General features: G+C 72.8%; 25 protein-coding genes. 2 read left to right on the top strand and 23 right to left on the bottom strand.

The window, feature by feature from the left end:
- Window positions 1–84 precede the first annotated feature (84 nt).
- From ACSC1Q_RS31670 to ACSC1Q_RS31620, 11 genes are all read right to left on the bottom strand, one after another.
- Entirely contained in the window at window positions 85–879 is a 795-nt protein-coding gene (locus ACSC1Q_RS31670; RefSeq protein WP_436762356.1) for a metal ABC transporter solute-binding protein, Zn/Mn family, read from the bottom strand.
- The gene (locus ACSC1Q_RS31665; protein ID WP_436762355.1) at window positions 876–1,691 is read right to left on the bottom strand and encodes a metal ABC transporter permease; all 816 of its coding nucleotides are present in this window, start codon (window positions 1,689–1,691) and stop codon (window positions 876–878) included. The genes ACSC1Q_RS31670 and ACSC1Q_RS31665 overlap by 4 nt, the downstream gene beginning before the upstream one ends.
- Window positions 1,688–2,350 carry an ATP-binding cassette domain-containing protein gene (locus tag ACSC1Q_RS31660; protein ID WP_436762354.1) on the bottom strand — a complete coding sequence of 221 codons (663 nt, stop codon included), beginning with the start codon at window positions 2,348–2,350 and terminating at the stop codon, window positions 1,688–1,690. Before ACSC1Q_RS31660 ends, ACSC1Q_RS31665 begins: the two co-directional genes overlap by 4 nt.
- Before the next feature lie 121 nt (window positions 2,351–2,471).
- Window positions 2,472–3,032: an MFS transporter gene (locus ACSC1Q_RS31655; protein WP_436762353.1), complete on the bottom strand. Its 561-nt coding sequence runs from the start codon at window positions 3,030–3,032 to the stop codon at window positions 2,472–2,474.
- Between the two features lie 10 nt (window positions 3,033–3,042).
- Complete coding sequence (locus ACSC1Q_RS31650) at window positions 3,043–3,690, bottom strand: copper resistance CopC family protein (RefSeq protein ID WP_436762352.1); 648 nt, start codon at window positions 3,688–3,690, stop codon at window positions 3,043–3,045.
- 131 nt (window positions 3,691–3,821) lie between these two features.
- Window positions 3,822–4,379, bottom strand: coding sequence for a hypothetical protein (locus ACSC1Q_RS31645; protein WP_436762351.1), 558 nt, complete (start codon window positions 4,377–4,379; stop codon window positions 3,822–3,824).
- A 154-nt stretch (window positions 4,380–4,533) separates the two neighbouring features.
- Window positions 4,534–5,142: a class I SAM-dependent methyltransferase gene (locus ACSC1Q_RS31640; RefSeq protein ID WP_436762350.1), complete on the bottom strand. Its 609-nt coding sequence runs from the start codon at window positions 5,140–5,142 to the stop codon at window positions 4,534–4,536.
- A 235-nt stretch (window positions 5,143–5,377) separates the two neighbouring features.
- Complete coding sequence (locus ACSC1Q_RS31635) at window positions 5,378–6,190, bottom strand: glycerophosphodiester phosphodiesterase (protein WP_436762349.1); 813 nt, start codon at window positions 6,188–6,190, stop codon at window positions 5,378–5,380.
- Between the two features lie 139 nt (window positions 6,191–6,329).
- Entirely contained in the window at window positions 6,330–6,695 is a 366-nt protein-coding gene (locus ACSC1Q_RS31630; RefSeq protein ID WP_436762348.1) for an ectoine synthase, read from the bottom strand.
- A 105-nt stretch (window positions 6,696–6,800) separates the two neighbouring features.
- Window positions 6,801–7,958: a saccharopine dehydrogenase C-terminal domain-containing protein gene (locus ACSC1Q_RS31625; protein WP_436762347.1), complete on the bottom strand. Its 1,158-nt coding sequence runs from the start codon at window positions 7,956–7,958 to the stop codon at window positions 6,801–6,803.
- Entirely contained in the window at window positions 7,951–9,012 is a 1,062-nt protein-coding gene (locus ACSC1Q_RS31620) for a saccharopine dehydrogenase (RefSeq protein WP_436762346.1), read from the bottom strand. The genes ACSC1Q_RS31625 and ACSC1Q_RS31620 overlap by 8 nt, the downstream gene beginning before the upstream one ends.
- Between ACSC1Q_RS31620 and ACSC1Q_RS31615 the strand changes: the two genes are divergently transcribed.
- Window positions 8,995–9,144: a hypothetical protein gene (locus tag ACSC1Q_RS31615; protein WP_436762345.1), complete on the top strand. Its 150-nt coding sequence runs from the start codon at window positions 8,995–8,997 to the stop codon at window positions 9,142–9,144. The genes ACSC1Q_RS31620 and ACSC1Q_RS31615 overlap by 18 nt on opposite strands.
- A 66-nt stretch (window positions 9,145–9,210) precedes the next feature.
- Here ACSC1Q_RS31615 and ACSC1Q_RS31610 read toward each other — a convergent pair whose 3' ends face one another.
- From ACSC1Q_RS31610 to amcB, 12 genes are all read right to left on the bottom strand, one after another.
- Window positions 9,211–10,038, bottom strand: a complete 828-nt coding sequence (locus ACSC1Q_RS31610; RefSeq protein WP_436762344.1) for a 2,3,4,5-tetrahydropyridine-2,6-dicarboxylate N-succinyltransferase — start codon at window positions 10,036–10,038, stop codon at window positions 9,211–9,213.
- Entirely contained in the window at window positions 10,035–11,219 is a 1,185-nt protein-coding gene (locus ACSC1Q_RS31605; protein WP_436762343.1) for a pyridoxal phosphate-dependent aminotransferase, read from the bottom strand. Before ACSC1Q_RS31605 ends, ACSC1Q_RS31610 begins: the two co-directional genes overlap by 4 nt.
- Complete coding sequence (locus ACSC1Q_RS31600; RefSeq protein ID WP_436762342.1) at window positions 11,216–12,511, bottom strand: diaminopimelate decarboxylase family protein; 1,296 nt, start codon at window positions 12,509–12,511, stop codon at window positions 11,216–11,218. The genes ACSC1Q_RS31605 and ACSC1Q_RS31600 overlap by 4 nt, the downstream gene beginning before the upstream one ends.
- A 31-nt stretch (window positions 12,512–12,542) precedes the next feature.
- Window positions 12,543–13,232 (bottom strand): class I SAM-dependent methyltransferase, encoded by a 690-nt coding sequence (locus ACSC1Q_RS31595; RefSeq protein WP_436762341.1) that lies wholly within the window; start codon window positions 13,230–13,232, stop codon window positions 12,543–12,545.
- Between the two features lie 147 nt (window positions 13,233–13,379).
- A complete protein-coding gene (locus tag ACSC1Q_RS31590) occupies window positions 13,380–15,038 on the bottom strand; it encodes an amino acid adenylation domain-containing protein (RefSeq protein WP_436762340.1) in 1,659 nt (552 codons plus the stop codon).
- Window positions 15,039–15,185: 147 nt separating this feature from the next.
- The gene (gene amcH, locus ACSC1Q_RS31585) at window positions 15,186–16,586 is read right to left on the bottom strand and encodes an adenylate-forming 2-oxoglutaryl-ACP ligase AmcH (RefSeq protein ID WP_436762339.1); all 1,401 of its coding nucleotides are present in this window, start codon (window positions 16,584–16,586) and stop codon (window positions 15,186–15,188) included.
- Window positions 16,583–17,170 (bottom strand): cispentacin moiety biosynthesis protein AmcG, encoded by a 588-nt coding sequence (gene amcG / locus ACSC1Q_RS31580; RefSeq protein ID WP_436762338.1) that lies wholly within the window; start codon window positions 17,168–17,170, stop codon window positions 16,583–16,585. The genes amcH and amcG overlap by 4 nt, the downstream gene beginning before the upstream one ends.
- Window positions 17,167–18,339 (bottom strand): cispentacin biosynthesis acyltransferase subunit AmcF, encoded by a 1,173-nt coding sequence (gene amcF / locus ACSC1Q_RS31575; protein ID WP_436762337.1) that lies wholly within the window; start codon window positions 18,337–18,339, stop codon window positions 17,167–17,169. Before amcF ends, amcG begins: the two co-directional genes overlap by 4 nt.
- Window positions 18,336–18,860: a cispentacin biosynthesis cyclizing decarboxylase AmcE gene (gene amcE, locus ACSC1Q_RS31570; RefSeq protein ID WP_436762336.1), complete on the bottom strand. Its 525-nt coding sequence runs from the start codon at window positions 18,858–18,860 to the stop codon at window positions 18,336–18,338. Before amcE ends, amcF begins: the two co-directional genes overlap by 4 nt.
- On the bottom strand, window positions 18,847–19,395 hold the full coding sequence (locus ACSC1Q_RS31565; protein ID WP_436762335.1) for an acyl-CoA thioesterase: 549 nt from the start codon (window positions 19,393–19,395) through the stop codon (window positions 18,847–18,849). Before ACSC1Q_RS31565 ends, amcE begins: the two co-directional genes overlap by 14 nt.
- Window positions 19,392–20,780, bottom strand: coding sequence for an amipurimycin biosynthesis protein AmcC (amcC, locus tag ACSC1Q_RS31560; protein ID WP_436762334.1), 1,389 nt, complete (start codon window positions 20,778–20,780; stop codon window positions 19,392–19,394). The genes ACSC1Q_RS31565 and amcC overlap by 4 nt, the downstream gene beginning before the upstream one ends.
- Window positions 20,770–21,105: a cispentacin biosynthesis acyl carrier protein AmcB gene (amcB, locus tag ACSC1Q_RS31555; protein WP_436762333.1), complete on the bottom strand. Its 336-nt coding sequence runs from the start codon at window positions 21,103–21,105 to the stop codon at window positions 20,770–20,772. The genes amcC and amcB overlap by 11 nt, the downstream gene beginning before the upstream one ends.
- 974 nt (window positions 21,106–22,079) lie before the next feature.
- On the opposite strand from amcB, the gene ACSC1Q_RS31550 reads away from it, so the two are divergent.
- Window positions 22,080–25,544, top strand: a complete 3,465-nt coding sequence (locus ACSC1Q_RS31550) for a non-ribosomal peptide synthetase (protein ID WP_436762332.1) — start codon at window positions 22,080–22,082, stop codon at window positions 25,542–25,544.
- Window positions 25,545–25,572 lie beyond the last annotated feature (28 nt).

Genomic DNA, 25,572 nt, shown 5'->3' with positions numbered 1-25,572 from the left:
CGACGACGGGTATGGGAACGTCCACGTTCGTCCTTTCCGACAGAGGGGCGGGGCGGCCCGTGTGGAACCGCCCTGCACGACGGGTCAGCTCAGGGCCGCGGTCAGCGCGTCGGCGTTGGCCCGGTACACGGCGATCAGATCCAGCCCCTGGTCAGGGAAGTTGTCGATGACCACACGCTTCGACCGCACACCGGACAGGGCGTCGCCGCCGGGCATGGCGGAGTTGTCGAGCACCAGCTGGGGTTTCTTCGCGGCCAGCTCGGAGATCTGGCCTGCGGTGGGCGGCTGCGGGCCGAACACCCCGGCGGGCCGGGCGCCGGTCAGGTCGGCGGCCCAGGCCACGAACGCCTGCGAGACGATCACCGGCGCGGTGCCCCCGGTGGCGGCGGTGACCTTCTCCTTCAACGCGGTGTACTCGGTGTCGAAGGCCGTGGTCCACGCCTCGGCGGCCTGGGCGGTGCCGAACTCGCCGCCCAGGCGCCGCACCTCGGCCTTGACCTTGTCGGGGGCGTTGTCCAGGGAGACCTCGATCAGCTTGGCCTCGGATCCGGCGGCCTCCTTCAGCTTGCCTGCGAAGCCTTCGAAGGCGGCGTACAGCACCACGTCGGCCTGGGCGACCTTGGCCAGGTCGGAGGGCTTGGGGTCGTAGTCGGCGGCGTGGTGCACGCCGGGCGGGACGATCACCGTGATGTCGGTCGCGCCCGCGGCCTTGGCGAACCCCGCCTCCCAGGTGGAGGCGGCGACCACCTTCAGGCCGCCCCCGGCCGAAGCGGGGGCGGCCTGCTGAGGCTGGGTGCTCCCGCAGGCGGCCATGACCAGCATGGCCGGCGCGGCGACGGCCGCCAGGGCGGCGAGACGGATTCGGCGCGAGATGATCATTTCGTGAGGATCCTTTCCGGGATCGAGTAGAGGAGGACGGTGCACAGCCCGCCGACCAGCACCAGTACCGGGCCGGGCGGGAAGTCGAGGAGCAGGGCGAGCAGGAAGCCGCCCAGGTTGAAGGCCAGCCCGAAGGCGACCGACCAGCCGGCCATGGCCGACAGCGACCGGCCGACCCGGCGCGCGGCCAGGGCGGGCAGCAGGGTCAGCGCGTCGACCAGCAACGCCCCGGTCAGCCGGATGGCCGAGGCGATCGCCACCGCGATCACCACCAGCAGGACGAGCGTGAGCCGCTCCACGGCCACCCCCGAGCAGACGGCCAGTTCCCGGTCGTGCAGCAGCAGGGCCAGGTCCCTCCTGCGCAGCCCGTACAGCACCGGGACGAGCGCGGCCAGGACGGCGAGCGCGGCCACGTCCCCGGGGCGGGTCGCCAGGATCGACCCCCACAGCAGCTCGAACGCCCCGTTGGCGTTCACCCCGGAGATCGACAGCACCAGCAGCGCCGCCGCGATGGCCAGCGTCATCAGCAGGCCCATCGCCCCAGACAACCCCGCGCCGCTGCGGGCCAGCGGCGTGAGCGCGCCGCCGGTCAGCCCGCACAGCACCAGCGCGCACAGCAGCGGGTCCAGGCCGGTCAGCAGGCCGATCGCGATGCCCAGCAGCGCGACGTGCATCATCGCGAAACGGACCGGCATGATGTCCAGCCCCACGATGAACACCCCGACGATCGGCAGTGCCACCGAGCCGAGCAGCAGCGCCACCAGGGCGAGCCGGACCGAGGGGATCTCCAGCAGCGTCCAGATCGAGTTCACCGGACCTCCCGCAGCCGCCCGGCGGCCATCTCGGCCACCCGCCCGCACGCCTGGGCGACCACCCGGTCATGGGTGACCACCACCACGCTCACCGCCAGGCCGGCCAGCACCCCGGCGACCTGTTCCTGACCGGCGAAGTCCAGGGCCGCGGTCGGCTCGTCGGCCAGCACCAGCCCCGCTCCGGCCGTGACCTGTCCCAGCGCCCGCGCCAGGTAGGCGCGCTGCAACTGGCCGCCCGACAGGGTGGCCAGCGGGCGTTCCAGCAGGGCGCCCACCCCCAGGTCCCCGGCCGCGGCGAACGCCCGCTCCGCGTGCCCGCCGCTGGCCAGCAACTCGCGGACCAACAGCGGGAAGCGTCCGGCCGCCTGGCGCTGCGGGATCCAGGCGACCTCGGCGCGACGGCGGGCCCAGTCGGACGGCGTACGCGCCCGCCGCCCCGAGACCTCGATCACACCGGAGACCTCGCGGTGCAGTCCGAGCAGCGCGCGCAGCAGCGTGCTCTTGCCCGAGCCGTTGGTGCCGGTGATGGCCAGATGCTCACCCGGGGCGAGCGCCAGGTCGACGGCGTCCACCGCGAGGAGCCTGCCGTGCCGGCAGCTCACGGCGGACAGCCGCAGGCCGGCGGCGCTCGTGGGGGAGTCGGAAAGGGGAACGGGCATGGGCGTACTCCGGGTGGGGGGTGGGGGCACGGCGGCGGCCGGGCGGGCACAGGTCCGCCCGGGAGGGCACCATGAGGAGACGGGACCGCCGGTGAAGGTCAGCCCGTGGAGGGAGAGCGGCTCAGCCGCGGATCGGCGGCGGGGCCCGCCCGCTGAGCGCGTACCGCAGTAACGCCGATCGCAACAGGGACGGGGCGGGAGAGCTCGCGAGCCATGGGCGGGCGGGCGCGGCCGTCTGACCGCACCGGACCCTCAGCAGCCGCAGCAGCCGGACGGCGAGACGGCGCAGCACCGCCCAGAGCGCGGCCTCGCCGCGCGCCAGCCACAGCGCGGCCAGCGCTCCGGCCCAGCCGTGCGCCACCACCATGCCCAGGCCGGGGACCAGCCCGGAACCCGAGTGCGCGTGGCCGGCGGCCTCGGCCAGCGGCGCGATGAGGTGAACCGTGGAGAAGAGCAGGTGCAGCGCCACCTGCGTACCCGCCAGCAACGGCCAGATCACCGCCAGGCCGCGCTCGCCACCGGTCGCGGGCAGCGCCACCAGGAACGCCAGCGCCAGGGCGCACGCCGCCGACGGCGCGGAGACGACGCCCCCGCCTGACACGTGAGCGAGCACGCCCAGCCCCAGGCACACCGCGGCGAAGGCCGCGGCGCGGGCGAGACGTAACGTCAGGTGCGCGGGCATGGGCGGCGGATCACTCCGCGCCGCCGGGACGGCGCCGGCGGGAGGTGAGCGACCAGACGCCCGCGCCGATCACCACGAGCGCGAGGACCGCGATCCAGGTCCAGCCCGGCAGGCCCCGGGAGGTCTCCTGGTCGTCGGCCGCCGGGACAGGGCCGCCGGCCAGGGCGGGCGCGGGCGAGGTGGGTCGCGCGGCCGGCGACGGGACGGCGGAGGTCTCGGGCTCCTCCGACGTCGGCGTGAGAGCCGCGGACGGGGCGGCGGAGGGGGTGCCGGACGGTGTCGCCGGGGCGGTCACGGTGAAGGGGATCTCTCCCTCGATCGGGTGGCCGTCGGAGGAGACCACCCGCCAGGCGATCACGTACCTGCCCGGCGCGGGCGGCTCGGGAACGTCGGAGGTGACCGTGTCGCCGCTCGCCCTGGCCTTGCCGACGCCGATGACCGTGTCGTCCGCCGTGCGCAGCGCGACCACCGGGAAGCGCATCCGTGAGCTGAACCTCAACGTGATCCGCTCGACGGCGGAGACCTTGGCGTTCTTGGCCGGGGAGCTGCTCTTGAGGCGGTCATGGGCCAGGGCGGCGGGTGCGCCGAGCAGGACGAACATGGCGCAGCACAGCGTGGTGACAACGGTCGTGCGGACAGATCGTGGCAGGGACGCCATCGTGGGCTCCAGAAAGGGCCTTTCGCCGTGCCCTCGATGCGGGCCGGCGAGAACGGAAGGGACGCCTCCGGTGAAAGGGCGTCGTGGTCACGGGGGCACGCCGCCCACCGGACCCCTTCCTCGCGGGTCCTTCAGCCGGCGTGTCGCGGAGCGGGCGGGCCGCGCCGCCGCCGCACCGGCAGGATCTCCCAGCCGCCGTACGGCCGGACGTCGGCGGCCGCGACGGCCCGCCACACCGGCGCCGCCACCTCGGCGGGGACGGCGAACAGCAGCCGGATCAGCGGTCTCGGCCCGGCGTACAGGCGGATCATCAGCCACAGGGCGCTCTCGCCCCGGTGCAGCCACCAGCCGGTGCCCAGCGCCACCACCAGGTGGATCACCGTCATGCCCAGCCCGGAATGGCCGTGCTCGGCGGACGACATCACGTGCGACGCGGGCTCGGCACGGCTGAACAGCTCGTGCAACAGGACCTGCGCGCCGGTGGTCGCGCCGAGCACGACCTCCACCCCGCGCTCGCGCCCGTTCAGCGCGTACGCCACACAGAAGGCGACCAGAGCGCCGAGAACGGCCAGGTGCGGCGGGATCAGGCCGCCTCCGGCCAGGACGTGGCCGCCCGCGGAGGCCACGAGGCACATCGTCGCGAAGACGACGGCTCGCGGCACGCGCAGCGCCGACGCCGTAGGGCTCACGAACGACATCTTGTCAGGAGGGCGGCCCGCCGAGAAGACCGGGATCGTGGATCATGTCTTCGGCCGTCGCGGCCGGGGGAGCCCACCTCATGCCCACAGATACGCGGGAGGTGGCCCGGCGGTTCATCCGGTGGGCGTCACGTGCTCCACGCCGTCACCGGGGACGGCGGGCGAGGTAGACCAGGGCGGGGGGCAGGTTGCGCCACACCGTCCGGCTGAGCACGACCTCCTCGAATGTCGTACGAAGGTCACGCAGGTGTTCTCGCGCGGGTGGCGCCCATCGTGTCCAGCGGTAGGCGAACTGGGTGAACACCCCCTCGGGGGACAGGGAGCCGGCCACCAGCGGCAGCAGCCGCGTGCCCGCCACCGGCCGGAACGCGACCCAGGGCAGGCCGCTGACCACGATGTCGGCGGACAGGCCGCGCTCGGCCATCAAAACGGGCAGCTCGGCCGCGCCGGCGTGCACGACCTCGACCCCGGGGAAGCGGCGGCCGAGGAGCCCGGCCAGGCGCGAGTTGAGCTCGACGGCCAGATGGTGGCCCCTGCCGCCCAGGCGGTCCTGGATGACCTGGGTGAACGCGCCGGTTCCCGGCCCCAGTTCGACGATCGTCGGCTCTCCGCGTTCGGGGATCGGCACGACCATCTGCGCGGCGAGCCATCGTGAGCTCGGAGCGACCGTGGCGGTCAGCAGCGGGGCTCGAAGGAACTCGCGGAGCAGGGAGGTGCCGCCGGACATGTCGGCGGCGGGGCTGGTCGGTCTCACCGTGCGTGCTCCAGAGTCGTGGCCTGATGTCTCGCACGCCCATGTTTCCAACAGGGCGGCCGGCGTCGTCACCCGGCCGGGATGAACGGCGCGAGACATCTCCCCGACCTCTTCGTCGCTCGCGTTCTCCGGCCAGGGCTGCGGCGCGTTCCCGGCGGGCGGGTGTTCCATCGCTTCCGTCGGTTCCGTCGGTTCCGTCGGTTCCGTCGGTTCCGTCGCTTCGAGCGCGAGCGGGTCAGGGCATCAGGTCGGGCTTGTTGGTGATGATGCCGTCCACCCGGTAGGAGATCATGCGCCGCATGGTCGCCGGATCGTCCACGGTCCAGGTGAAGACCTCCATGCGGTGGCGGTGGACGCGCCTGACGTACTCGGGGGTGAGATCGTCGTGGGGCGGGTTGATCTGGTCGGCGAACCTCGCCAGTGCCGGGAGGTCGGCGATCGCGGGGGTGCCGATCAGGCCGATCGGGACCCGGGGCATGATCCGGTGGAACGTGCGCATCGAGCCCCAGTCGAACGACTGCACGACGAGCCGTCCGGGGCTCAGCCACGCGGGGTGGCGTCGCAGCTCGTCGGCGACGTGGGCCTCGATGCGCCGGTAGAGCCGTGGCGCCTTGATCTCCAGCAGCAGGCCGGGCCGGCTCGCGCTCATCGCGCGCAGGGCCTCTCCGAGCGTGGGCACCGGTTCGCCCGCGTATTTCGCGTCGAACCACGAGCCCGCGTCCAGCCTGCGGATCTGCGCGAGCGTGAGGTCGCCGACCTTCCAGGGCGCCTGCCCGGGGAAGAGTTTCTCGGCGTTGGTGGTACGGGCCAGTGTCGTGTCGTGCATCAGGACCAGTTTGTGGTCCTTCGTCTCCTGGACGTCGAGCTCGAACATGTCGGCGCCCTGCCTGTCGGCCAGTTCGAACGCCGCGATGGTGTTCTCCGGCGCGTACGCCGATGCCCCGCGGTGGGCGACCGTGGTGGGGGCCGGCGACTGTGCGGCGGCCGGGAGTCCGGCCGCCAGCACCACCAGCGTGGTCGTGACAGTGAGGGCGAGTCGTCGGAACATGGGTCTCCTCGGCATTCGGAGAACGTCCTGCGACCCAAATCTGACTCGCCTTCATGACATCGAGTTGACACTGGAGTGGTGGTCCGATGCCGGGCGGATGAGCAATCGCCCCGGCGTCACCGTGCCGCGCGTGTCGCGATCATTCGTCGACGATCCCCGTCTCCGTCCCTTCGAGCGGCGGGTCGAACACGCAGATGAGCCGGAGGGGCTCGGTGGCGACAAGGGTGAACGTCGAACCGGCGGGGGCCACCCACAGCACGCCCGGCACGACGGTGTGCTCCTCGCCGGTCTCCAGGTCGACGGCCGTGGCGGCACCGCCGACGCAGTAGGCGATCTCGGTGCGGTCGGGATAGCCGTAGGTGCCCTTGATCCCGGGGCTGAGGACGGTGTCGGTGAGGCCGACGCCGGCCCCGTCCTCGGCGAGGAGCAGTCGCGTGCTGCGGTAGTTCTCGTTGGTGACGTCCCTTTCGGTGCCGAGGACATCGGCGATGTTACGAAATATCATTGTGAAACTCCCAGGTTGGTTCGGTGGCGTTCCGTCAACGACGTTGTGCGGGACCCGCTCCGCCGATGGCGTCGTACGGGGCCACGGACGGATCTCGTGCGGTGGTCAGCCGTGGCGGGGACCCCGGAACTCGCAGACGACGCCGTGGTCCTCCAGGAAGCCCAGCCACCGCCGCACCGCCTCCGGCTCCTCGGCGGCCCTGTGCAGGCCGGCGGGGGTCAGACCGGCGAGGATGTCCCCGATCCCGCAGGCCAGCGCCACGGACACCAGGCGCGGCGTCGCGCTCTCCTTCTCGTCGCCCTCGACGTCGAGCACGTACTCGCCCGACCAGGTGGACCCGTCGTCCGCCCGTACGGCGAGCGCGACGGAGAGCAGGACGCGATCGTGGTCCGTCTCCGAGGTCGGATGGCGGAGGGCGAGCTCCTGGGCCAGGGCGCTGACGCGTTCGTCGTCGCCCTCGCGCAGTACCGCGAAGACGGGCGCCCACGCGTCGCTCCAGCCGTCCAGGCGGATGGTGCCCCGGACGAAGGTGTCCAGCCGCCAGGAGGCGGGGAGGCCGTACCGCTCGACGAAGGGAACGCTGTCGCGGTTGGGGTACACCTCGAACTTCTCGTCCCCGAGCGCGTGCTCGCGGACGGCCTCCCAGGGGTGGTCCACGACCCGTTCCGTTCCCTGGTCGACGTACCGGGCCGGTGTCAGCAACGCGGTCAGCACGCCTCGTGGCGCCCAGCTGAACCGGTAACGGAACTCGTTCGGCTCGGCGGGATTGCTGCCGCAGTAGGAGGTGAACGTGGCCGACGCCCCGCCGTCGCCCGTCGCGGCCCTGGCCTGGGCGACCAGCCGGTGGGCGAGCAGATGGTCGATGCCGGGATCGAGACCCGCCTCGGTCAGCACCACGATGCCGGCCCGGGCCGCCTCGGCCGCCAGCGCGGAGATCTCGGCGGACACGTAGCTCGAAGAGGCGAAGTGCGCGCCGCGTTCCAGGCAGAGCCGCAGCAGGGCGGCGTGGTGCGCGGCCGGGAGCATCGAGACGACGACGTCACCGGCGGTGAGCTCGGCGGCCAGCGCGTCCATGCCGAACGCCCGGGTCTCCGCCCGGCCGCCCTGGCCGAGACGCGCCAGGCAGTCCTCGGCCTTGCGCCGGGTCCGGCCCCAGAGCACGACGCGGGAGGCGAGGTCGCGGACGATTCCGAGACCGCTGCCGGTCGACAGGCCGGTGCCCACCCAGTGGACGCGTCCGGTGGGAGTGATCTGCTCAGACATCGGTCTCCTTCGTGACGGCCGCGTGCGAGCGGGCGGCGTGGAACGTCTCCAGGCAGCGCTGCCAGGCGGGTGTCCAGCCGCCCAGCAGCCTCAGGTGGGGCAGCAGGTCCGCGGAGAAGGCGGCGCTCGCCTCTCGCGGTACCAGGGAGGGCAGGTTGTCGATCGCGATGATGTCCACCGGCGGCGGCCCCTCGCGCAGGCGCCGTACGGGCCGGTGCCAGTCGGTGGGGCGGTCGTAAACGGGCAGGAGGTTGCGGTCCGAGGTGAAATCGCAGGTCACGTCGCTGATGACGCTCAGTCGCCGGTCGGGGGCGTCGAGGTCGGCGCGCGTCAGGAAGGCCGGTGCCGGTTCGGCCGTGGCCACCGCGTTGATCAGGATGTCGTGGGCGAGCAGGGCCTTCCTGTCCAGGTCGCGGGTCTCCTCGACGTCCCAGCAGGTCGTCGCGATGCCGGCCGCGGCCAGCGCGCTCCGTGCCCCGCGCCCGCTCCGGCCGAGCGCGCCGATGACCAGGGCCGTCGGCGCCTTCTCCCCGCGCTGTCTCAGCGCCGCGGTCAGTGCCCGCTCGGGCAGGGGGCGCAGCGGCCGGTCCAGCCGCCCTCCGCTGTGCAGGACGGCGAGCGTGGCGGCCATGTATCCGGCCCAGTAGCCGAACGCCGCCACGCGGGTCCCGTCGGCGTCCGTCACGTGCTCCAGGTCGAGCAGGCTGCCGCCGCCCGCGGCGAACCGGCGCAGCAACCTCCCCGCGCCCTCCTGTCCCCGGTAGGCGTGGCCGAAGAACAGGTGCCGGTGTCTCAGCGGGACCGGCGTGTCCGCCGGTTCCTTCACCCCGATGATGTAGTGGTCCTCCGGCGCGTCCGGCCAGGTGCCCGGCTCGGCGATGCGGCAGCCTGCCTTCGCGTAGTCCGATGTGGGGAAGATCCGTCGCGGGGAGTCCTCCACCGTCACGGTGATCCCGTCCGCCGTGAGGACGCGGGCGTCGGCGGGCGCGATCGGTGCCCGCGCCTCGGTCGGATGGGCCTCGTGCCGCATCCACAGGTGAAGGGTGTCCGTCATGACTTTTCCGCTTTCTCGCTCGCCGCTGAGGCCTTCTCGCTCGCCGCCGAAGCCTTCTCGTTCACCGCTGAGGCCTTCTCGCCCGACGCCGGAGCCTTCTTCTCCCGGCGGTGGGGCCTCGACGCCCGCTGATGGGATCTCGCCGCTCGTCGGCGGGGCCTTGTCGCTCGCCGGTGGGCAGGTCGGGCGCATCGGAGCTCAACCTCCGAGCCCGTGCTCGCGGAACAGCGCGTCCAGGGCCAGCTTGTCGTGGACCTCGCCCTCTTCGAGCCGTTTGACGACCAGCAGGCAGGACAGGCCGAAGGTGCCGCCCCCGAACGTCCTGGGCCGGGTCGCGTTGACACAGACGGACCAGGGCGGCGCCTCCCCGCTCGGCAGCCGCGCCCCGGTCTCCGCGTCGTAGACGCGGGTGCTCCCGGTCAGCACCACGCCGGCGCCCAGTTTCGCCCCGGTGCGTACCCTGGCTCCCTCGACGACGAGCGACCGCGAGCCGATGAAACTCTCGTCCTCCACGACCACCGGCACCGCCGTGGGCGGTTCGAGCACCCCGCCGATGCCGACCCCGCCGGACAGGTGCACGTTCCGTCCGATCTGGGCACACGATCCGACGGTGGCCCAGGTGTCGACCATCGTGCCGCCGTCCACGAAACCGCCGATGTTGGTGAACGACGGCATGAGGATCACGCCCGGCGCGTGGTAACTGCCCCAGCGCGCGACGGCTCCGGGGACGACCCGTACCCCCGGGCCGAAGCGTTTGAGAGGAATCCGGTCGTGGTGGCGGAACGGGCCGACCTCCGCCTCCACCATGCCGAGGAGGCGGAACGACAGCAGGATCGCCCGCTTCGCCCGCTCGTCCACCCGGACCAGGTCCGTCTCCGGATCGACCACCGCCACCCTCGCCTCGCCGCGGTCGAGCATGTCGACCGCGGCCACGACCGTGTCGCGGGCGGCGGCGTCGGCCGGGGTGAGGCCGCTCCGCCGGTCCCACAGCTCGTCGACCTCGGCCGGTAACGTGCTCGGCGTCATGGGACGCGCTCCTTCCTGTCGCCGGGCCGCTCACGCGTTCGGAGGCCGAGCGTGGCGAGCCGGGGCTCGATGAGATCCGGATCGTGTACGGCGGCGACGCGGACGTGACCGCCTCCCGAGGGGCCGTACGCGATCCCCGGCGCGATCACGAGCCCGGCGCGTGCCGCGACCTCGTAGGCGAACCTCACGCCGTCGCCTCCCGGGGCGGCGAGCCACACGAACGGGCCGCCCCCGGGGTGGTCGCATCGCAGGCCGTGGGTGTTCAGCGCCTCGACCAGCCCGGAGAGCCGCCGGGCGGTGCGGGCGCGCAGGCCGTCCGCGTGGGCGTCGTCGCCGAGCAGGTCCACCGCCGCCCGCTGGGAGTCCCCGGCGGCGATGAGCCCGGCGTCCCGGCGCAGCGGCAGCAGCTCGGACACCAGCGCCGGATCCCCGGCGTAGAAGCCGAGCCGCAGCCCGGGCGCGTTCGACCGCTTGGCCACGCCGTGCACGGCCAGCACGCCGCCGAGCCCGGCGGCCAGTGCGGTCCGGGGGGCGCCGTCCCAGGTCATCTCGGTGTAGACCTCGTCGGAGAGGACGACGACGCCGTGCTCGCGTCCCCATCCGACGATCTCGGCCGGCCGGGGTTCGAGGGTGCCGGTCGGGTTGGCGGGGCTGTTCACCCAGAGGTACAGGGCGCGGGCGGCCAGGTGGCCCGGGACGCGGCCGAGGTCCATCCGGCCGGCCGCGTCGACGGGGACGCGGTGGACGGCCAGTCCCGCCAGCCGCGCGCCGAACTCGTACGGCGGATACCCCAGCGCCGGGATCAGGGCGACGTCGCGTTCCGGCGACCGGTCACGCCGGCCGAGCCGCAGCAGCGACGGCACCGTGGAGACGAACTCCTTCGCTCCGGCGCAGGCCGCCACCGCCGACGCGGGCACCGTGACGCCGAAGCGGCGCTCCAGGTATCCGGCGGCGGCCGTACGCAGTGATTCCGTGCCCGCGCTCGGCGGGTAGGCCGCCGGGGTCCGGCTCTCGCGGGAGCCCGCGGGGGAGGTCGCGGGCGCGGGTTCGGCGGGAACGCCCAGCGAGAGGTCGAGCGGCGGCCGTCCCGACGACGCCGCCAGCTCCCACGCCCGTTCCCTGCTCCAGACGCTCCCGGCGCTCCCGGCGTTCCAGGTGCTGCCGGTATCGGCTCCGCTCACACCGGGTCCTCCTGACCGGCGGGGGATTCCAGCAGGCGCGGGGTGAAGTCGAGGGTGGCGAACAGGTCCCGCTCGGTCTCGGCGCGCCGGATCAGCTCGACGGACCCGTCCGGGTGGAGGAGCAGTTCCTGCGGGCGGGACCGCCCGGTGTAGTTGAAGCCCATGGCGTGCCCGTGCGCGCCGGTGTCGTGGACGACGAGGACGTCCCCCTCTTCGAGGACGGGCAGGTCCCGCTCCCTGCCGAGCCGGTCGTTGTTCTCGGGCAGCGAGCCGACGACGTCGACCACCTCGCGCGGGCGGCCCTCGGCGAACGGCGCCGTGATGTGGTGGTAGGCCCACGAGTACAGCGCGGGTCTCATCAGGGAGACCATGCTCGCGTCCACCCCGGCGAAGGGCCGCCACTTGTCCATCCGGTTGACCACGCGCGTCACCAGCGCTCCGTGCGGCCCGGTGATGTAGCGCCCGCACTCGAACCGGATCGCCGGCCGGGCGTCGCCGTGCGGCGAGCTCCAGCCGGCCAGGCGTTCGGCGACGGCCACGCCGAACGCGGTCAGGTCGAAGGGCTCCTCCTCGGGGCGGTAGGGGATGCCGATGCCCCCGCCGAGATTGATCGACGTCACCGGCAGGCCCGCCTCGTGCTCGATCTCGCGGGCCCGCTCCAGCAGCAGGTCCAGGGTGAGCAGGAGCGGTTCGGGCCTGAGCACGTTGGACGTCGTCATCATGTGCAGGCCGATCTCGCGGACGCCCAGGTCGCGGGCCTGCGCGCACACCTTCACCAGACGGTCGGCGGGCACGCCGAACTTGGTCGTCTCCGGCTCGCCGAACAGGTGGTTGCCCTGCCCTTCGAGTGACCGTCCCGGGTTCACCCGGAAGGCGAGCGCCTCGGGGACCGTGAGCCGGTCGGCCAGCGTGGCCAGGATCGCCTCGTCGTCCACGGTGATCATGGCGCCGGCCTCCAGCGCGGCGGCCAGCTCGGCCTCGCTGGTGTTGGAGGAGGTGAAGCACATGTCGTCGCCGGTCGCCCCGGCCGTCCGCGCCAGGGTCAGTTCGGAGATCGAGCTGGTGTCGAAGCCGAAGCCGTGCCCGGCCAGCAGACGCATCACCGCGGGGTTGGGGAGCGCCTTGACCGCGAAGTACTCCCGGCAGTCGATCTCCTGGAAGGCCTGGACGAACGACTCGCAGGTCCGGTGGAGGCCCTCGGCGTCGTAGATGTGGAACGGCGTGCCGAAGGTCTCGACGATCCGGGGCAGCGCGGCCTTGAGGCGGTTCTCGAAGGCGGGGCTCATGGGCATGGGGGACTCCCTGTCGAATCGGGTTCCACGGTCACTGGTGGACGTGCGCGACGATGATCGACCGGACGCGGTCTCCGGACCTGGGGCGCTTGTAGTGGATCTCCTCCACGGCCACGTCGTCGTAGCCGGCCGCGATGGCCTCGTCGCGCATGTACTCCGCCGACAGCCAGTGGAAGCCGGCGATGCCGGGGGCCGGTTGCGCGAGGGCCCCGTTGTTCGTGGCGTCGTTGGAGGCGACGAACGTCGCGACCCCCGCGTCACGGGCGGGTGCGAGCCAGGCGCGGACCCGCTCCATGGCCGGTCGCAGGCCCTTCGCCGGGTCGTAGAGGTGACCGAGCACACCGTCCATGTAGATCACCGACCAGGACTCCTCGGGGGACCACTGGCCGATGTCGGCGCACACCGCGTCCACGCCCTTGGCCTTCGCGAGGACGACGGCCTCCTCCATAGCGTCGACGCCGAGCACCCGGTATCCCTTTCGCGCGATCTCGGACTCGACCGCCGCGTTGCCGCAACCCAGGCTGAGCAGGCCGCCGCCCTCACCGCGGCCGAGCTCGGCCACCAGTTTCTCCGTCATCCAGGACCGGTACTCCGTCGAGTAGGTGGACGGGGTCACCGAGTCGTCGCGTGCGCCGCCTTCCTCCCAGATCTGGAAAAGGCTCGGTTGTCCTTCGGCGGGGGGGAGGTACACCTTTTTGAGGTTCTCCAGCTGATGATTCATGGCACTCACTTGGGTCCCTGTTCGCTGGTGTCGTGGCATTGGTGCATCGGTGCATCGGCCCGGCCGGACGCGCGGTCGCGCGACGGTGCGGGGCCGAACTCGCTGTGACAGGCGGTCGTGACAGCCGGTGCGGCGGGCCCGGCCTCGTCACCCCGCGCCGGTCGCGGATCCGATCGCGGGGCCGATCGCGGGGCCGGGGCCGGACGCCGCGGGGGAGCCGGTCGCGGTCGCCGAGGTGGCGACGGCGAGCCGGTCCAGCTTGCCGCTGGAGGTTCTGGGGAAGGAGGAGACCACCTCGATCCGCGACGGCACCATATGGGCGGGAACCTTGTCGCGGAGCACGGCCAGCGCCCCGGCACGGTCGAACGGCAGAGACGTGGCCACCACGAACGCCCGCAGGCTCTGGTCCTCCAGGTCCTCTCCCACCACCGCGACCACCGCCTCGGCGACGGAGGGCATCGAGGTGAGCAGGGTCTCGATCTCCCCCAGCTCGACCCTGAAGCCGCGCAGCTTGACCTGGCCGTCCCGCCGGCCGAGGCACTCGAACTCCCCGTCCTCGCCCACCCGTCCGAGATCCCCGGTGCGGTAGGCGCGGACGGCCGGGTCCAGGGGATCGGGCACGTAGCTTCGCGCGGTGCGGTCCGGCAGGTTCACGAACCCCGGTCCGACGCCCTCTCCGGCGATCCACAGCTCTCCGGTCCGTCCCGGGGGCAGCGGCCTGCCGTCCTCGTCGCACACGTGGATCCGCGCGCCGTGGATCGGCGTCCCGATCGACGGGAGCGACGGCCACGCCGTCACGTCCTCGGGCAGCCACCGGCAGGTCGCGACGTGTGTCTCCGTCGTTCCCCACTGGTTGGCCAGGCGGCAGCCGGGCAGCCGGGCGAACATGGCGCGGAGCCTGTCGCCGCACTGCATCTGCTCGCCCGTCGAGTAGACCTCGCGGAGCGGGTGGAGGTCGGGGGCGACGTCGTCGGCGAAGAGCGCGAGCGAGCGCAGCATGGCGAACGGCACGAACAGCCGGTTGACCCGCTCGCGGGCGATCAGCTCCCACAGGAACTGCGGGTCGAGCCGTTCGTCCTCGGTGCAGCACACGACGGTGCCGCCCTCCCCGAGCGTGGTGAGAACCTCCTGGTAGACGACGTCGAAGGCCGCGGGGGAGAACTGCAGCGTCCGGTCCCCCTCGGCGCAGCCGCTCGCCGCGATCTGCCAGGCGATGAGGTTGGCCAGGTTGCGGTGCTCGAACAGGACGCCCTTGGGCCGTCCGGTGGAGCCGGAGGTGTACATGACGTAGGCGAGGTCCTCACCGGAGACCGACGGGAGCGGGCCGTCCGGCTCGGCGGTCCGTGACGAGCGGTGTCCCGCGTCGTCGTCCTCCGCCCGCCGGGTGGCGTAGACCAGCGGGCCGTCCGTGACGAGCGGCCGGAGGCCGCCCAGCCGTTCCAGATGGCCCGCGTGCCCGACCACCAGGTCGGCGCCCGCGTCCGCGCACATGTACCGCAGCCGGTCCACGGGGTAGGCCGGGTCGAGCGGGACGGCGACGGCGCCGGCCCGCATGACGCCGACGAGGGTCACCACGAGATCGATCGACCGGTCGAGGTGGAGCCCGACCCTGGTGCCGACACCGGCGCCGAGACCCGCGAGCCGGCGGGCCACGAGTTCCGATCGGGTCCAGAACTCGCGGTAGGTCACGGAGTCCCCGTGGAAGGTGACCGCCTCGGCGTCGGGAGCGAGGCGGATCCGCTCCGCGACGGCCCGCAGCACGGGTGGCGGCCGGTCCGTCCCGGCCACCCGCTCAAGGTCGTTCATCGTCTCTTCCTGCCTTTCTCGCCGCGAGGGCCGTGATGGTCGCGAGGGCCGTAGGGAGCGCGGGAGCCGTAGGGGGCGCGGGAACCGTGGCCGGTCCGGTCGACGCGGTACTCGGCGCGGTATTCAGCGCGGTGCTCGGCGCGGTGCTCACTTGTGCCAGCCCGCGTCCGAGATCGGGCGCAGCGTGATCCGTGCGGGTCTCTCCGCCCTCAGCAGCAGGCGCCCGAGGGTCCGCTCGATCTCGGTGGCCTGTGCCTGGTCCGGACGGTCCACGTAGACGTCGAGGTCGTAGCGGCGCTCGTCGTCGCTCTGGTACACCCGGGTGGTCGCCCGCAGCACGCCGGGGATCGACGCCGCGATCTCCCGGACGGAGGGCAGCCACACCTTCTCGTCGTTGACGACCACCGAGTCCGACAGCCGTCCCCGGTAGTAGTGGTAGCCGTCGTCGTCGATCTCGAAGAGGTCGCCGGTGGCGATCGTGCCGGGTGCCACCAGCGGGTCGGCGCGGTCGTCGGGCACCCGGCGGCGCAGCACCGTGCCGGATTCCACCAGCAGTTCGCGGGAGCCGTCGCCGAGGGCGGACGGGCGCAGGCTGGTGCGGACGCCGGGCAGCGGCAGTCCCACCGAGGCGTGCCTGCGGGGTGGTTCCAGGTGGGCCGCCAGGGTGGAGACCCGGGGACCCGCCTCGGTGAGGCCGTACGTCAGGTACAGCTCCAGCTCCGGATGCCCGGCGAGCAGCCCTTCGACGTACCGGGGGTGGAGGTGGTCGCCGCCGACGGTGAGGACCCGCAACGGCCGCGACCAGGAGGCGTCGCCCGCCGCCAGCCGGGCGACCAGCGCCGGTGTCAGCGACGAGAACGTGACGCGGTGTTCGCGCAGCGTCGCCGCGTACGCGGAAGGCGTGAACGGCGGTCCGCAGACGACCAGGCGCGAGCCCGCGACCAGCGACGCGAGCGCCTGGGCGACGAGGCCGTAGGAGTAGTGGAGCGGGAGGTTGAGCAGCACCGTGTCGGTGTCCCGCTGGCCGACCGCGTGCGCGTGCATGGCGGCGTTGCGCAGCAGGGAGCCGACGTCGTGCAGGCAGCCGCTGAAGATGCCCGACGTTCCGGACGTCATCAGGATCACCTCGCCGGCCGCGTAGTGCCGCCGCTCCGGCCAGGGGAAGAACACGATCTCGGCGTCCCCGACCGGGTGCTTGGCCGGCGCGCCGTACCGTTCGGCGTTCACCATGGGCGCGATCAGGGCGTCGGCGCCGAACCGGCGGCCGATCGCGCCGATACGCGTCGCGCTCGCCGACGGGGGCACGAGGACCGGGACCCCACCGGCGAGCAGCACCGCGAAGAAGAGGCGCAGCAGCGGCCTTCCGTTGGGCATCGCGATCACGACCGCCGCGCCGGGCTTCACCCCGAGGCCCGCCAGCTCGTCGGCGACGGCGGCCGGCGACACGCCGGAGGCGGGCCGGTCGGCGTCGGTCACGTTCGCCAGGAAGGCGTCGATCACGTCCTGGCCGGGGACGCCGTCCGCGCTCGCGGTGTTCAACGTGCTCACCGGCCCGGCACCGGGAGGGCGCGACGGAGGTCCGGCCCGGCCCCGAGCACCGTGCTGCGCACCCGGTGCCCGCCGTCCTCCTCCGTGTGGTGGACGCTCACCACGACGTACTCGGCCGCCCCGGACCGCAGCCACGAGCGGGCCAGGGTACGGGCCACGGGGATCCCCTGCCCGGGGCCGGTCGCCAGGGTCAGCGAGGGTCCCTTGAACCCCCGCACGACGCAGGCGAGGCTTCCCGCGCCGCCCGGGCTGGCCCCGGCGAACCGCAGCGGGGACACCCGGCCGCTCCGCGCGGATCGGGCGAGCGCCTCCATCGTCTGGAGCGTGCACAGCGCGCTGACCAGGATGACGGCGACCTCGTCCCGTACCGCGTCCAGCTCGTCGGCGCGGGTGGACAGGGCGTCGTCGACCGCGTCGACCACGAGCCAGGCGAGAGGGTCGGCGTAGAGGGAGGGGATCCTGCTGCGCACCGGGCCCAGTTCCGCACGGGCGGCCTCGCCCCGCGCCACCACGACGACGCCCTCGCCCGCGATCTCCCCGGGAACCCCGGACCGCCCGGCGGCCGTGCCGATCATGCCGGTCATCTCGTTCCCTCGAACGCCAGGCAGGTGTTGAACCCGCCGAACCCGAGCGTCACGCTCAGCCCGACCCGGTCGATGCGGTCGATCCGGCCGTCGAACGCCGCCGGACCCCCCATCGGCAGGGGGAGCGGGAAGCCGGGCATCACGGTCGTCAGGCCGCGGACCGGTGGCACGACCCCGTCCCGCAGGGCCAGCAGGACGGCGACCGCCTCCAGGGCGCCGGTGGCGCCGAGCGTGTGGCCGAAAGCGCCCTTGGTCGCGAAGACCGTGGGGGAGGTCGCGGCGGAGCCCGCCGAGGAGAACACGCGTTCGTAGCTGCGGCACTCCACCAGGTCGTTGACCGGGGTGCCCGACCCGTGCGCGTTCACCACGGCCACGTCCTCGGCGTGCCGGCCGGCCGCCAGCAGCGCCCTGCCCACGGCGCGTACGACACTGTCACCGGACAGGTCGGGGGCCGCGGCGTTCACCGCGTCGTTCGCCGAACCGGCGCCCAGCAGGTACCCGTGGGGCCGCGCGCCGCGCGCCGTCGCCGAGCGGGCGGACTCCAGCACGAGGAAGGCGGCCCCCTCGCCGAGAATCGTCCCGTCGTGGGCCTCGTCGAACGCGCGCAGCGAGGTCGGCGACATGGTGCCCAGCGCCGAGTGCCCCAGTCGCTTGGCCGGGGTGAGGACGTCCGCCGCGCCGCAGACGCAGATCTCCGCGTCACCGTTCCTGATCAGCTCGGCGCCGACCAGGAGGCTGTCCGAACCCGAGGAGCACGCGGTGGTGAGCGACACCGGGGCCTGGGGCATGTTCAGCTCGCCGGTCACGTCCGCGCACCAGTCGTCCAGGGCGGTCACACCCGTGTCGTCCAGGTGGGGACCGTAGCTGGTTCCGAAGACCGCCCGCAGGCGCGGGTCGGTGACGTCCAGTCCCGCGTCCGCCACCGCCTCCGCCAGCGTGTCGCGGCTCAGGACGTGCAGCCGCTCGCCCGGGTCCTTGTCCAGCGGGAGGTGCGGAAGGACGGCGGCCCTGTCGTTGCGCAGGGGATGCGCCGAGGGGAGGGTCTGGACGCCGCCGCGCCCCTCCAGCAGGGAGCGCCACACGTCGTCGAGACCGGTGCCGAGAGGGGTGGACCACGCCATTCCGGTGACCCACACCTCCGGCGTACTCGTGGTGTCCGGGCCGCTCACCACAGCATCCGCCCCATGTCGGCGACCTTGACGCGCACGAGCGTGCCCTTGAACGCGGCCACGGTACGGTCGTCGACCGTCGCGCGCCCGGAGAAGAAGAAGGTGGAGTCCTGGATCAGCTCGCTCTTCACCGTGAAGACCACCAGGTCGCCGGGGACCACGATGCGGGTGAACCTCGACTTCATCGAGCCGATGAGCGTCAGCTCGTCGTCCGCGACGGGGGACGTGCTGAGCTGGTAGAGGATGATCCCCGACTGCGCGAAGGCCTGGGTGAGGTGGCTCGCCGGGAAGATGGCGCGTTCCGGGAAGTGGCCGGCGATGACGTCCATCGTGCCGGAGACGAGAAGGGTGCTGGTGAGGTGCGAACCCGGTTCGTGGTCCAGCACGCGGTCGATGTAGATCATGGGATGCCGGTGGCGGAGCCACTGCTTGATCTCGGTGAACCCGAGGGTCCTGTCACCCGTGGCGGCCGGGGTGGTGCCGTTCGGGGGTGTGGTGACGGCGGGCTCAGATGTCTGCATCGTGGCGGCACTCCTTCAGCGATTTCCTGAGTTGTTCGGGGAGCGGGCGCACCGCGCCCGTCGTCCTGTCGACCACGCCGAAGACGAAGACGCCGGTGGACAGCCGCCGCGGCTCCTCCTCGCGCCCGGACCCGTTCTCGTTCTCGGGCTCGTTCTCGGGCTCGTTCTCGGGCTCGGACTGCTGTTCGGAGCCGGACTCAGGCTCGGAGCCGGGTCGCGCGCGCAGTACCGTGCCGGAGAGCCGGAAGCTCGCGGCCCCGACGTGCAGGACGGAGATCTCCAGGTCCAGCCGGTCGAGGAAGCGGGCGGACGCGTGGTAGCGCATGCTCATCTCCGCCACGACGAGGTCGAGACCGTCGCGTGCGAGGGCGTCGAGCCCGACGCCGAGGCGGTCCAGGTTCTCCAGGGCCGCGGATTCGAGCATGGACGGGTAGCGCGCGAAGTGCACCACGCCGGACGCGTCGATGTCGACGTGCTCGACCCGGCGCCGGACGGGGAGCAGCGCGGGACGGCCGGTCGTCGCGGCGGCGGTCACAGGGCCTCCTTGCGGAACGAGCGCGAGCCGTCGACCAGCCGCTCCACCATCGACTCCACCTCGGCGGCGGTGACGACGAGCGGCGGAGCGACCCGCATGGTGGGGAACACGTAGCGCAGGCCGTGCGAACGCCGTCCGGCGCCCGCCATGAACTCCACGTACACGCCGCTTCGGATCATGCATTCCCGGAACGCGCCGAGGTGCGCGGCCGCCGCCTCGGTGAGCTCCACGCCGTGCATGACGCCCACCCCCCTGGCCTCCCGGTAGAGGGCGGGGAACTGTTCCACCAGGTCGCGCCGCAGCGACGCCCCCAGGTGCTCTCCCAGCGTCCGCGACCGTTCGAGCAGGCCTTCGGCGTGGACGTGTTCGATGCCCGCTCCCATCACCGCGCACGTGATCGGGCGCAGGTCCGACGTGGCGACCGCGCCGGACTCCCGTACGCTCAGGCTCCGGCGGGCGACGACCATGGACGTGGACAGCACGCCCATGCCGAGGCTCTTGCCCAGCACGGTGACATCGGTGGGAATCGGGCCCTCCTCGTCCGTCATCCCGAAGAACCCGCCGGTCTTGGCGAAGGTGAGGACCTCGTCCGCCACGAGCAGCGCGCCGCTCTCCCGGCACAGGCGCGCCACCTCGCGGAGATAGCCGGGGGGCGGGGTCAGGATCCCGGCGTCTCCCTGGACCGGTTCGATCACCACGGCGAGCACCCGGTGCCCTTCGCGGGCGAAGTACTCCCGGGCCACCTCGATCTCGCCGAACGGGATGTGCTCGGCCGTGAAGCCGAACGGCTCCGCGGCCACGGCGGGCAGCCCGACCCGGTAGTGCCGCCTGTTCAGCAGCGGGAGCAGCCCGCCGGTCCAGCCGTGCCAGGCCCCCTCGAAGGCGAGGACGACATCGCGCCCCTCCCCGCTCTTCGTGGCGCGCAGGTTACGGCGGTCGAAGCGGGACTCCAGCGCGAGGCGCAGCGCCAGCTCCATTCCCTCGGAACCGGAGTTGCGGCCGGTGACGTGGTAGTCGGCGGCGGGGAACCGGCCGGCCCACAGCCCGCCGGTGCCGAACAGCCGCTCCAGCAGCCGGGCCCGTTCCAGCGACGCGATCTCGTCGGTCACGTAGCCGCTCTCCTCGACGGCGCGCGCCAGAGCCGGGACGACCACCGGCGACCCCGCTCCGAGGCACGCGGACGCGTAGCCCCCGCTGGCGTCCAGCACGTCCAGCGACCGCCCCGCCCGCGGGCCGTCGAGCTCGACGAACCGCTGGACGATCCCCTTCGCCCCCACGCAGCCGAAAGGAAGCTTCTCTCCGTAGTGGTTCATGTGCATCGTCCGGTCGAACCAGACCTCGCCGGGTCCGTACGTGGCGAGGCCGGTGCCGTTCTCATCCAGCATCGGAGCGCTCCTCGCCCGGCGTCCGATCCGCGGTCACGTCGTGGCCGCCGGGCGCGGCCGGCCCGGCGGCCTGCAGCCTGCGGATCAGCTCGGAGATCGAGCGGATGCTGGCGAAGTTCTCCGGGCTGAACTCCTTCTCCGAGATGCGGACGCCGAACCTGTCCTCGCACTGGACACGCAGTTCGACGAAGCCCAGCGAGTCGAGCCCGACGATGCCCCGGAGGCCGTCGTCGAGCCCTATCTCCGGCACCTCGACGAACAGGTCCGTCACCAGAATCGACCTGACCGTCTGCTCGACCTCAGTTGTCTCCTGAATTCCGGGCATGGGAGAACGCTCCTTCACTGGTACAGGGTTCACACACCGAACGGCGAGGCTGAGATGGGCAGCCTTAAAGGGCGTGAGAAAGGGGAGAGGATCGCGGGAAACGCGCCGTCCCAGGCACTGTTCGGCCTACGGGACGGGGGCGGCCGGAAAGGTGCCGGCTGGTCGACCGCATGAGTTGTGGCTTCGCCCGAACGGACAATACATACCGGTTCGGCCGGTGGCAATACGCCCGGATCGCCGCGACCGACGGCTTTTGCGGACATAACTGAAGTATTTACCGAGAGTAATGTACACGGCACCTCACCCGCGAAATGGCCACCGTCGCGTTCCCGATGACACCTTCTTCGGTAACCCTTCGTTAACCTGGCCAACTCAGCATTGGGGCGACCGAGGACAAGGCGAGAAGATGTGACAGACGGCCATACCCTGCGTGAACATCCGCTCCACCTCCTTGACCGCCGTCCGCAACCCACCGATGGTCCATAACGTCACCCATTAACTACCGTGCGGAAATCCGTGCGTCATGGGGACGCGTCAGAGGATTCCGTACGACACCAATCCGTGAATCCACGGCACACCGGACGGGCATCGGGACGAACCGTTTCCCCTTACCTCTCATCGGCGTATGAAACACCGTGAAGAGTTTCGACATTTTGGAAACGGCTCTCCGCGTGCCATTTCGCCGTATTTTTCCATCGCTGTTCTCCGAGCATTTTTCTCGCTGTTGAGCAGGGCGAGAGCGAGCTGATCGATCCGCATGACAACCAGGGGCCGGAATAACCGGGACAAGGCCGGTACAAGGCCGGGCCACCCGAAACCACCTGACCCGCGAAATCACGACCGGCCCATGTCCGGGAGCGGCCGGGGCCGTTGTTCCCGGCTCCTGTTCCCGGCGCCGGAAACCGACCGGTCCCGTGCGAGACCCCGGTACTCCCCAGCACCCACCCACGACCGCGAGGCGGTGGATCCACAGCGTGGACAGAAAGCTCATGCCCGTGCGGCGGCGGACGATACCGTCCCGCGGAGACGCCGGAGAACCGGTTCCGCTCACCGTCGCGCAGCGAGCGCTGTGGATCATCGAGCAGGTTCACCCCGGCGGCTCCGCCTACAACGTGCCCGTGGCCGTGCGCCTGGACGGACCGCTCGACCTCGGAGCGCTGAGCCGCGCGGTCGAACGGGTCCTCGCCCGGCACGACATCCTGCGCACGGCGTTTCCGATGGGCAGGGACGAGCCGTACCAGCGGATCGCGCCGTCGCCGCCCTTCGGGCCGCGGCTGGTCGACCTGACGACGGAGCCGCCCGAGCGTCGCGACGACCTCGCGGGCGCGTTGCTGCGGCGGTGGGCCGACGAGCCCTTCGACGTGACGACCGGGCCGCTCGTCCGCAAGAGGCTGATCCGCCTCGACGCCGAGCGGCACATCCTCGGCGTGTTCCTGCACCAGCTGGTCTGCGACGGGCCGTCGCTCCACCTTCTCTTCGACGAACTCGCCGACGGGTACGCGAGCGCCCCCGAGCCCCCGCCGCTCCCCGTCCAGTTCGGCGACTACGCGGCCTGGCAGCGGCGCCAGGCCGTGGACGCCGCCGACCTCGCCTGGTGGCGCGAGCGGCTGGCGGGCGCCCCGACGACGCTGGAGCTTCCCGCCGATCACCCGGGTCCGGCACGGAACGACGCCGACGAGGCCGACGACGCCGACGCGGACGGCGCCGGTGGTCTTGACCGGGTCCGCCGGAGGGGTGGTGCCAACCACCACGTCACCCTTCCCGGACCGCTCATGGCGGAGGTTCTCGCCCTGGCCCGGCGGACGCGCGTGACGCCGTTCGTGCCGATGATCGCGGCCTACGCGGCACTGCTGGGCCACCTCACCGGCGCGCGCGACCTGCTGATCGGCACCCCGGCCGGCGACCGGCTGTCCTCGGAGCTCGAACCCGTGATCGGCTTCTTCGTGAACACGCTGCCGGTGCGGTTCGACCTGTCCGGCGACCCCTCGTTCGCCGAGGTCGTACGGCGGACCCGGGAGACCGTGATGGACATGCTGAGCCACCAGCGGGTCCCGTTCCAGAAGCTGGTGGAGGAGCTGGCGCCACAGCGCGACCTCGACGGCAACCCGCTGGTGCAGGCCCTCTTCAGCTTCGAGCCGACCCCGATGGCCGAGCCGCGTTTCGGTGACCTCACCGCGTCGCTGGTCGATCTCATGCCCACCGGAGCCAAGGCCGGTCTCGACTTCACGATCTTCCGGGCCGCCGGCGACGCCTTCGACCTGACGATCACCTACGACACCGATCTGTTCGGCCCCGGCACGGTCCGGTCGATCGGCGACCGTTTCCACCGGCTGCTCGCCGCCGTGGTGGCCGACCCCGAGGCTCCCCTGTGGACCCTGCCCCCGCTCGCCGACGCCGGACCACGGGACAAGGCCCGCGTCACGACCGGGAACGGCACGGAACGGCCCGTGACGCCCGCGGTCTTCACCTCGGCCGGCCGGGCGCCCGCCCCGCGCACCCTGCTCGACGTGCTCGACGAGACGACCGGCCGTTTCCCCGGGGCCACCGCGCTCGACGACGGGCGCGTACGGCTCGACTACGCCTCGCTGCGGGCCGAGGTCGAGGCCCTGGCCGGAGAGCTGCGGGCGGCGGGTGTGCGGCGCGGCGACCGGGTGGGGGTGTGCGTGCCCTCCGGCACCGCCGACCTGTACGTCTCGATCCTCGCCGTCCTCGCCGCGGGCGCCGCCTACGTACCCGTCGACACCGACGATCCCGCCGAACGCAGGGAACTCGTCTTCGGCGAGGCGGGGGTCCGCGCCGTCGTCGGGGAGAACCGCCGCATCACGCTCACCCCCGCGGCGCGCGTACCGGACGGGTCCCGGGAGCCGGAGGAGGCCGCCCGGCCGGGGGTGGACGACGACGCCTGGATCATCTTCACCTCCGGCTCGTCCGGGACTCCCAAGGGCGTCGTGGCCACCCATCGCGGCGCGGCGGCGTTCGTGGACGCCGAGGCCCGGCTGTTCCTCAGGGACAGTCCGATCGGCCCGGGGGACCGGGTGCAGGCCCTGCTCTCGGCCGCCTTCGACGCCTCCTGCGAGGAGATGTGGCTGGCCTGGCGGAACGGCGCCTGCCTGGTGCCCGCCCCGCGCGCCCTCGTCCGTACCGGCACCGACCTCGGCCCGTGGATGAGGGCGAACGGCATCACCGTCATCTCGACGTTGCCCACGCTGGCCTCGCGCTGGCCGGCCGAGGTGTTCGACGGCGTGCGGCTGCTCATCCTGGGGGGTGAGGCGTGTCCCCGGGAGCTGATCGAGCGGCTCACCGCCCCCGGGCGCGAGGTGTGGAACAGCTACGGTCCCACCGAGGCGACCGTCACCTCGTCGGCGACCCTGTTCTCGCCCGGCGACCCGGTACGGATCGGGCTCCCCCTGGACGGCTGGGACCTGGCCGTGGTGGGCCCGGACGGCGACCCGGTGGGCATGGGGGAGACCGGCGAGCTCGTGATCGGCGGGGTCGGCCTGGCCCGCTACCTGGACCCCGCGAAGGACGCCGAGAAGTACGCCCCGCTGCCGTCCCTCGGCTGGGAGCGGGCCTACCGCAGCGGGGACCTGGTCAGGGCCGAGCCGGAGGGCCTGGTCTTCGTCGGGCGGATCGACGAGCAGGTCAAACTCGGGGGCCGGCGCGTCGAGCTCGGCGAGGTGGAGGCGGCCCTGCGGCGGCTGCCGGGGGTCGGCGCCGCCGCGGCCGCGGTCCGCACGACGCGCCTGGGCCATCAGATCCTCGTCGGCTACATCGTGCCGGGTCCCGGCTTCGACGAGGGCGGCGCGCGGGCCCGGCTGCGCCGGACGATGCCCGCCGCGCTCGTGCCGCGCCTCGCGGTCGTCGCCGACCTGCCGATCCGGACGTCGGGCAAGGTCGACAGGGACGCCCTTCCGTGGCCGCTCCCCACGGCGGGCGGCGACGTCCGGAACCCCGGCGCGAGCCCGGCCTCCACCGGCTCTCCGTCGTTCACGGGTTCCTCCGCGTCCGGGGACTCCCCGGCCTCCACCGGCTCCCCGGCACTCGCGGGTTCCCCCGCGTCAGGCGGCGGCGAGCGGGAGCTCACGCTGGGGCGGATCTGGCAGGAGGTCCTGGAACTGGACCACATCGACCCGCACGACAACTTCTTCGACCTCGGCGGCACCTCGTTCAGCCTCGCCGCCGTCCACGCCCGGCTCACCGAGGTCCTGGGCCGGCGGATACCGATGGTGACGCTGTTCGAGTTTCCCACGATCGCGGCTCTCGCCCGGCACCTCGAAGAGCGGGGCGCGCCGGGGACCGGCCACACCCCGGACACCGGCACCGGTTCCCCGCGGGCCCCTCGTACCGGCGACGACGAGCAGGCGAGCAGGCGGGCGGCGGGCCGGGCCCGCCTCGGACTCCAGCGCCGCCGCACCGACGACCACCGCGCCACCCCATGAGGAAAGAGACCACCCGTGATCCACGACA

The sequence above is a fragment of the Streptosporangium heterodermiicola genome, assembly GCF_051390675.1.
Classification (GTDB): domain Bacteria; phylum Actinomycetota; class Actinomycetes; order Streptosporangiales; family Streptosporangiaceae; genus Streptosporangium.
The sequence above is the reverse complement of the archived record's forward strand: the minus strand, read 5'-3'. Positions and strand labels throughout refer to the sequence as shown.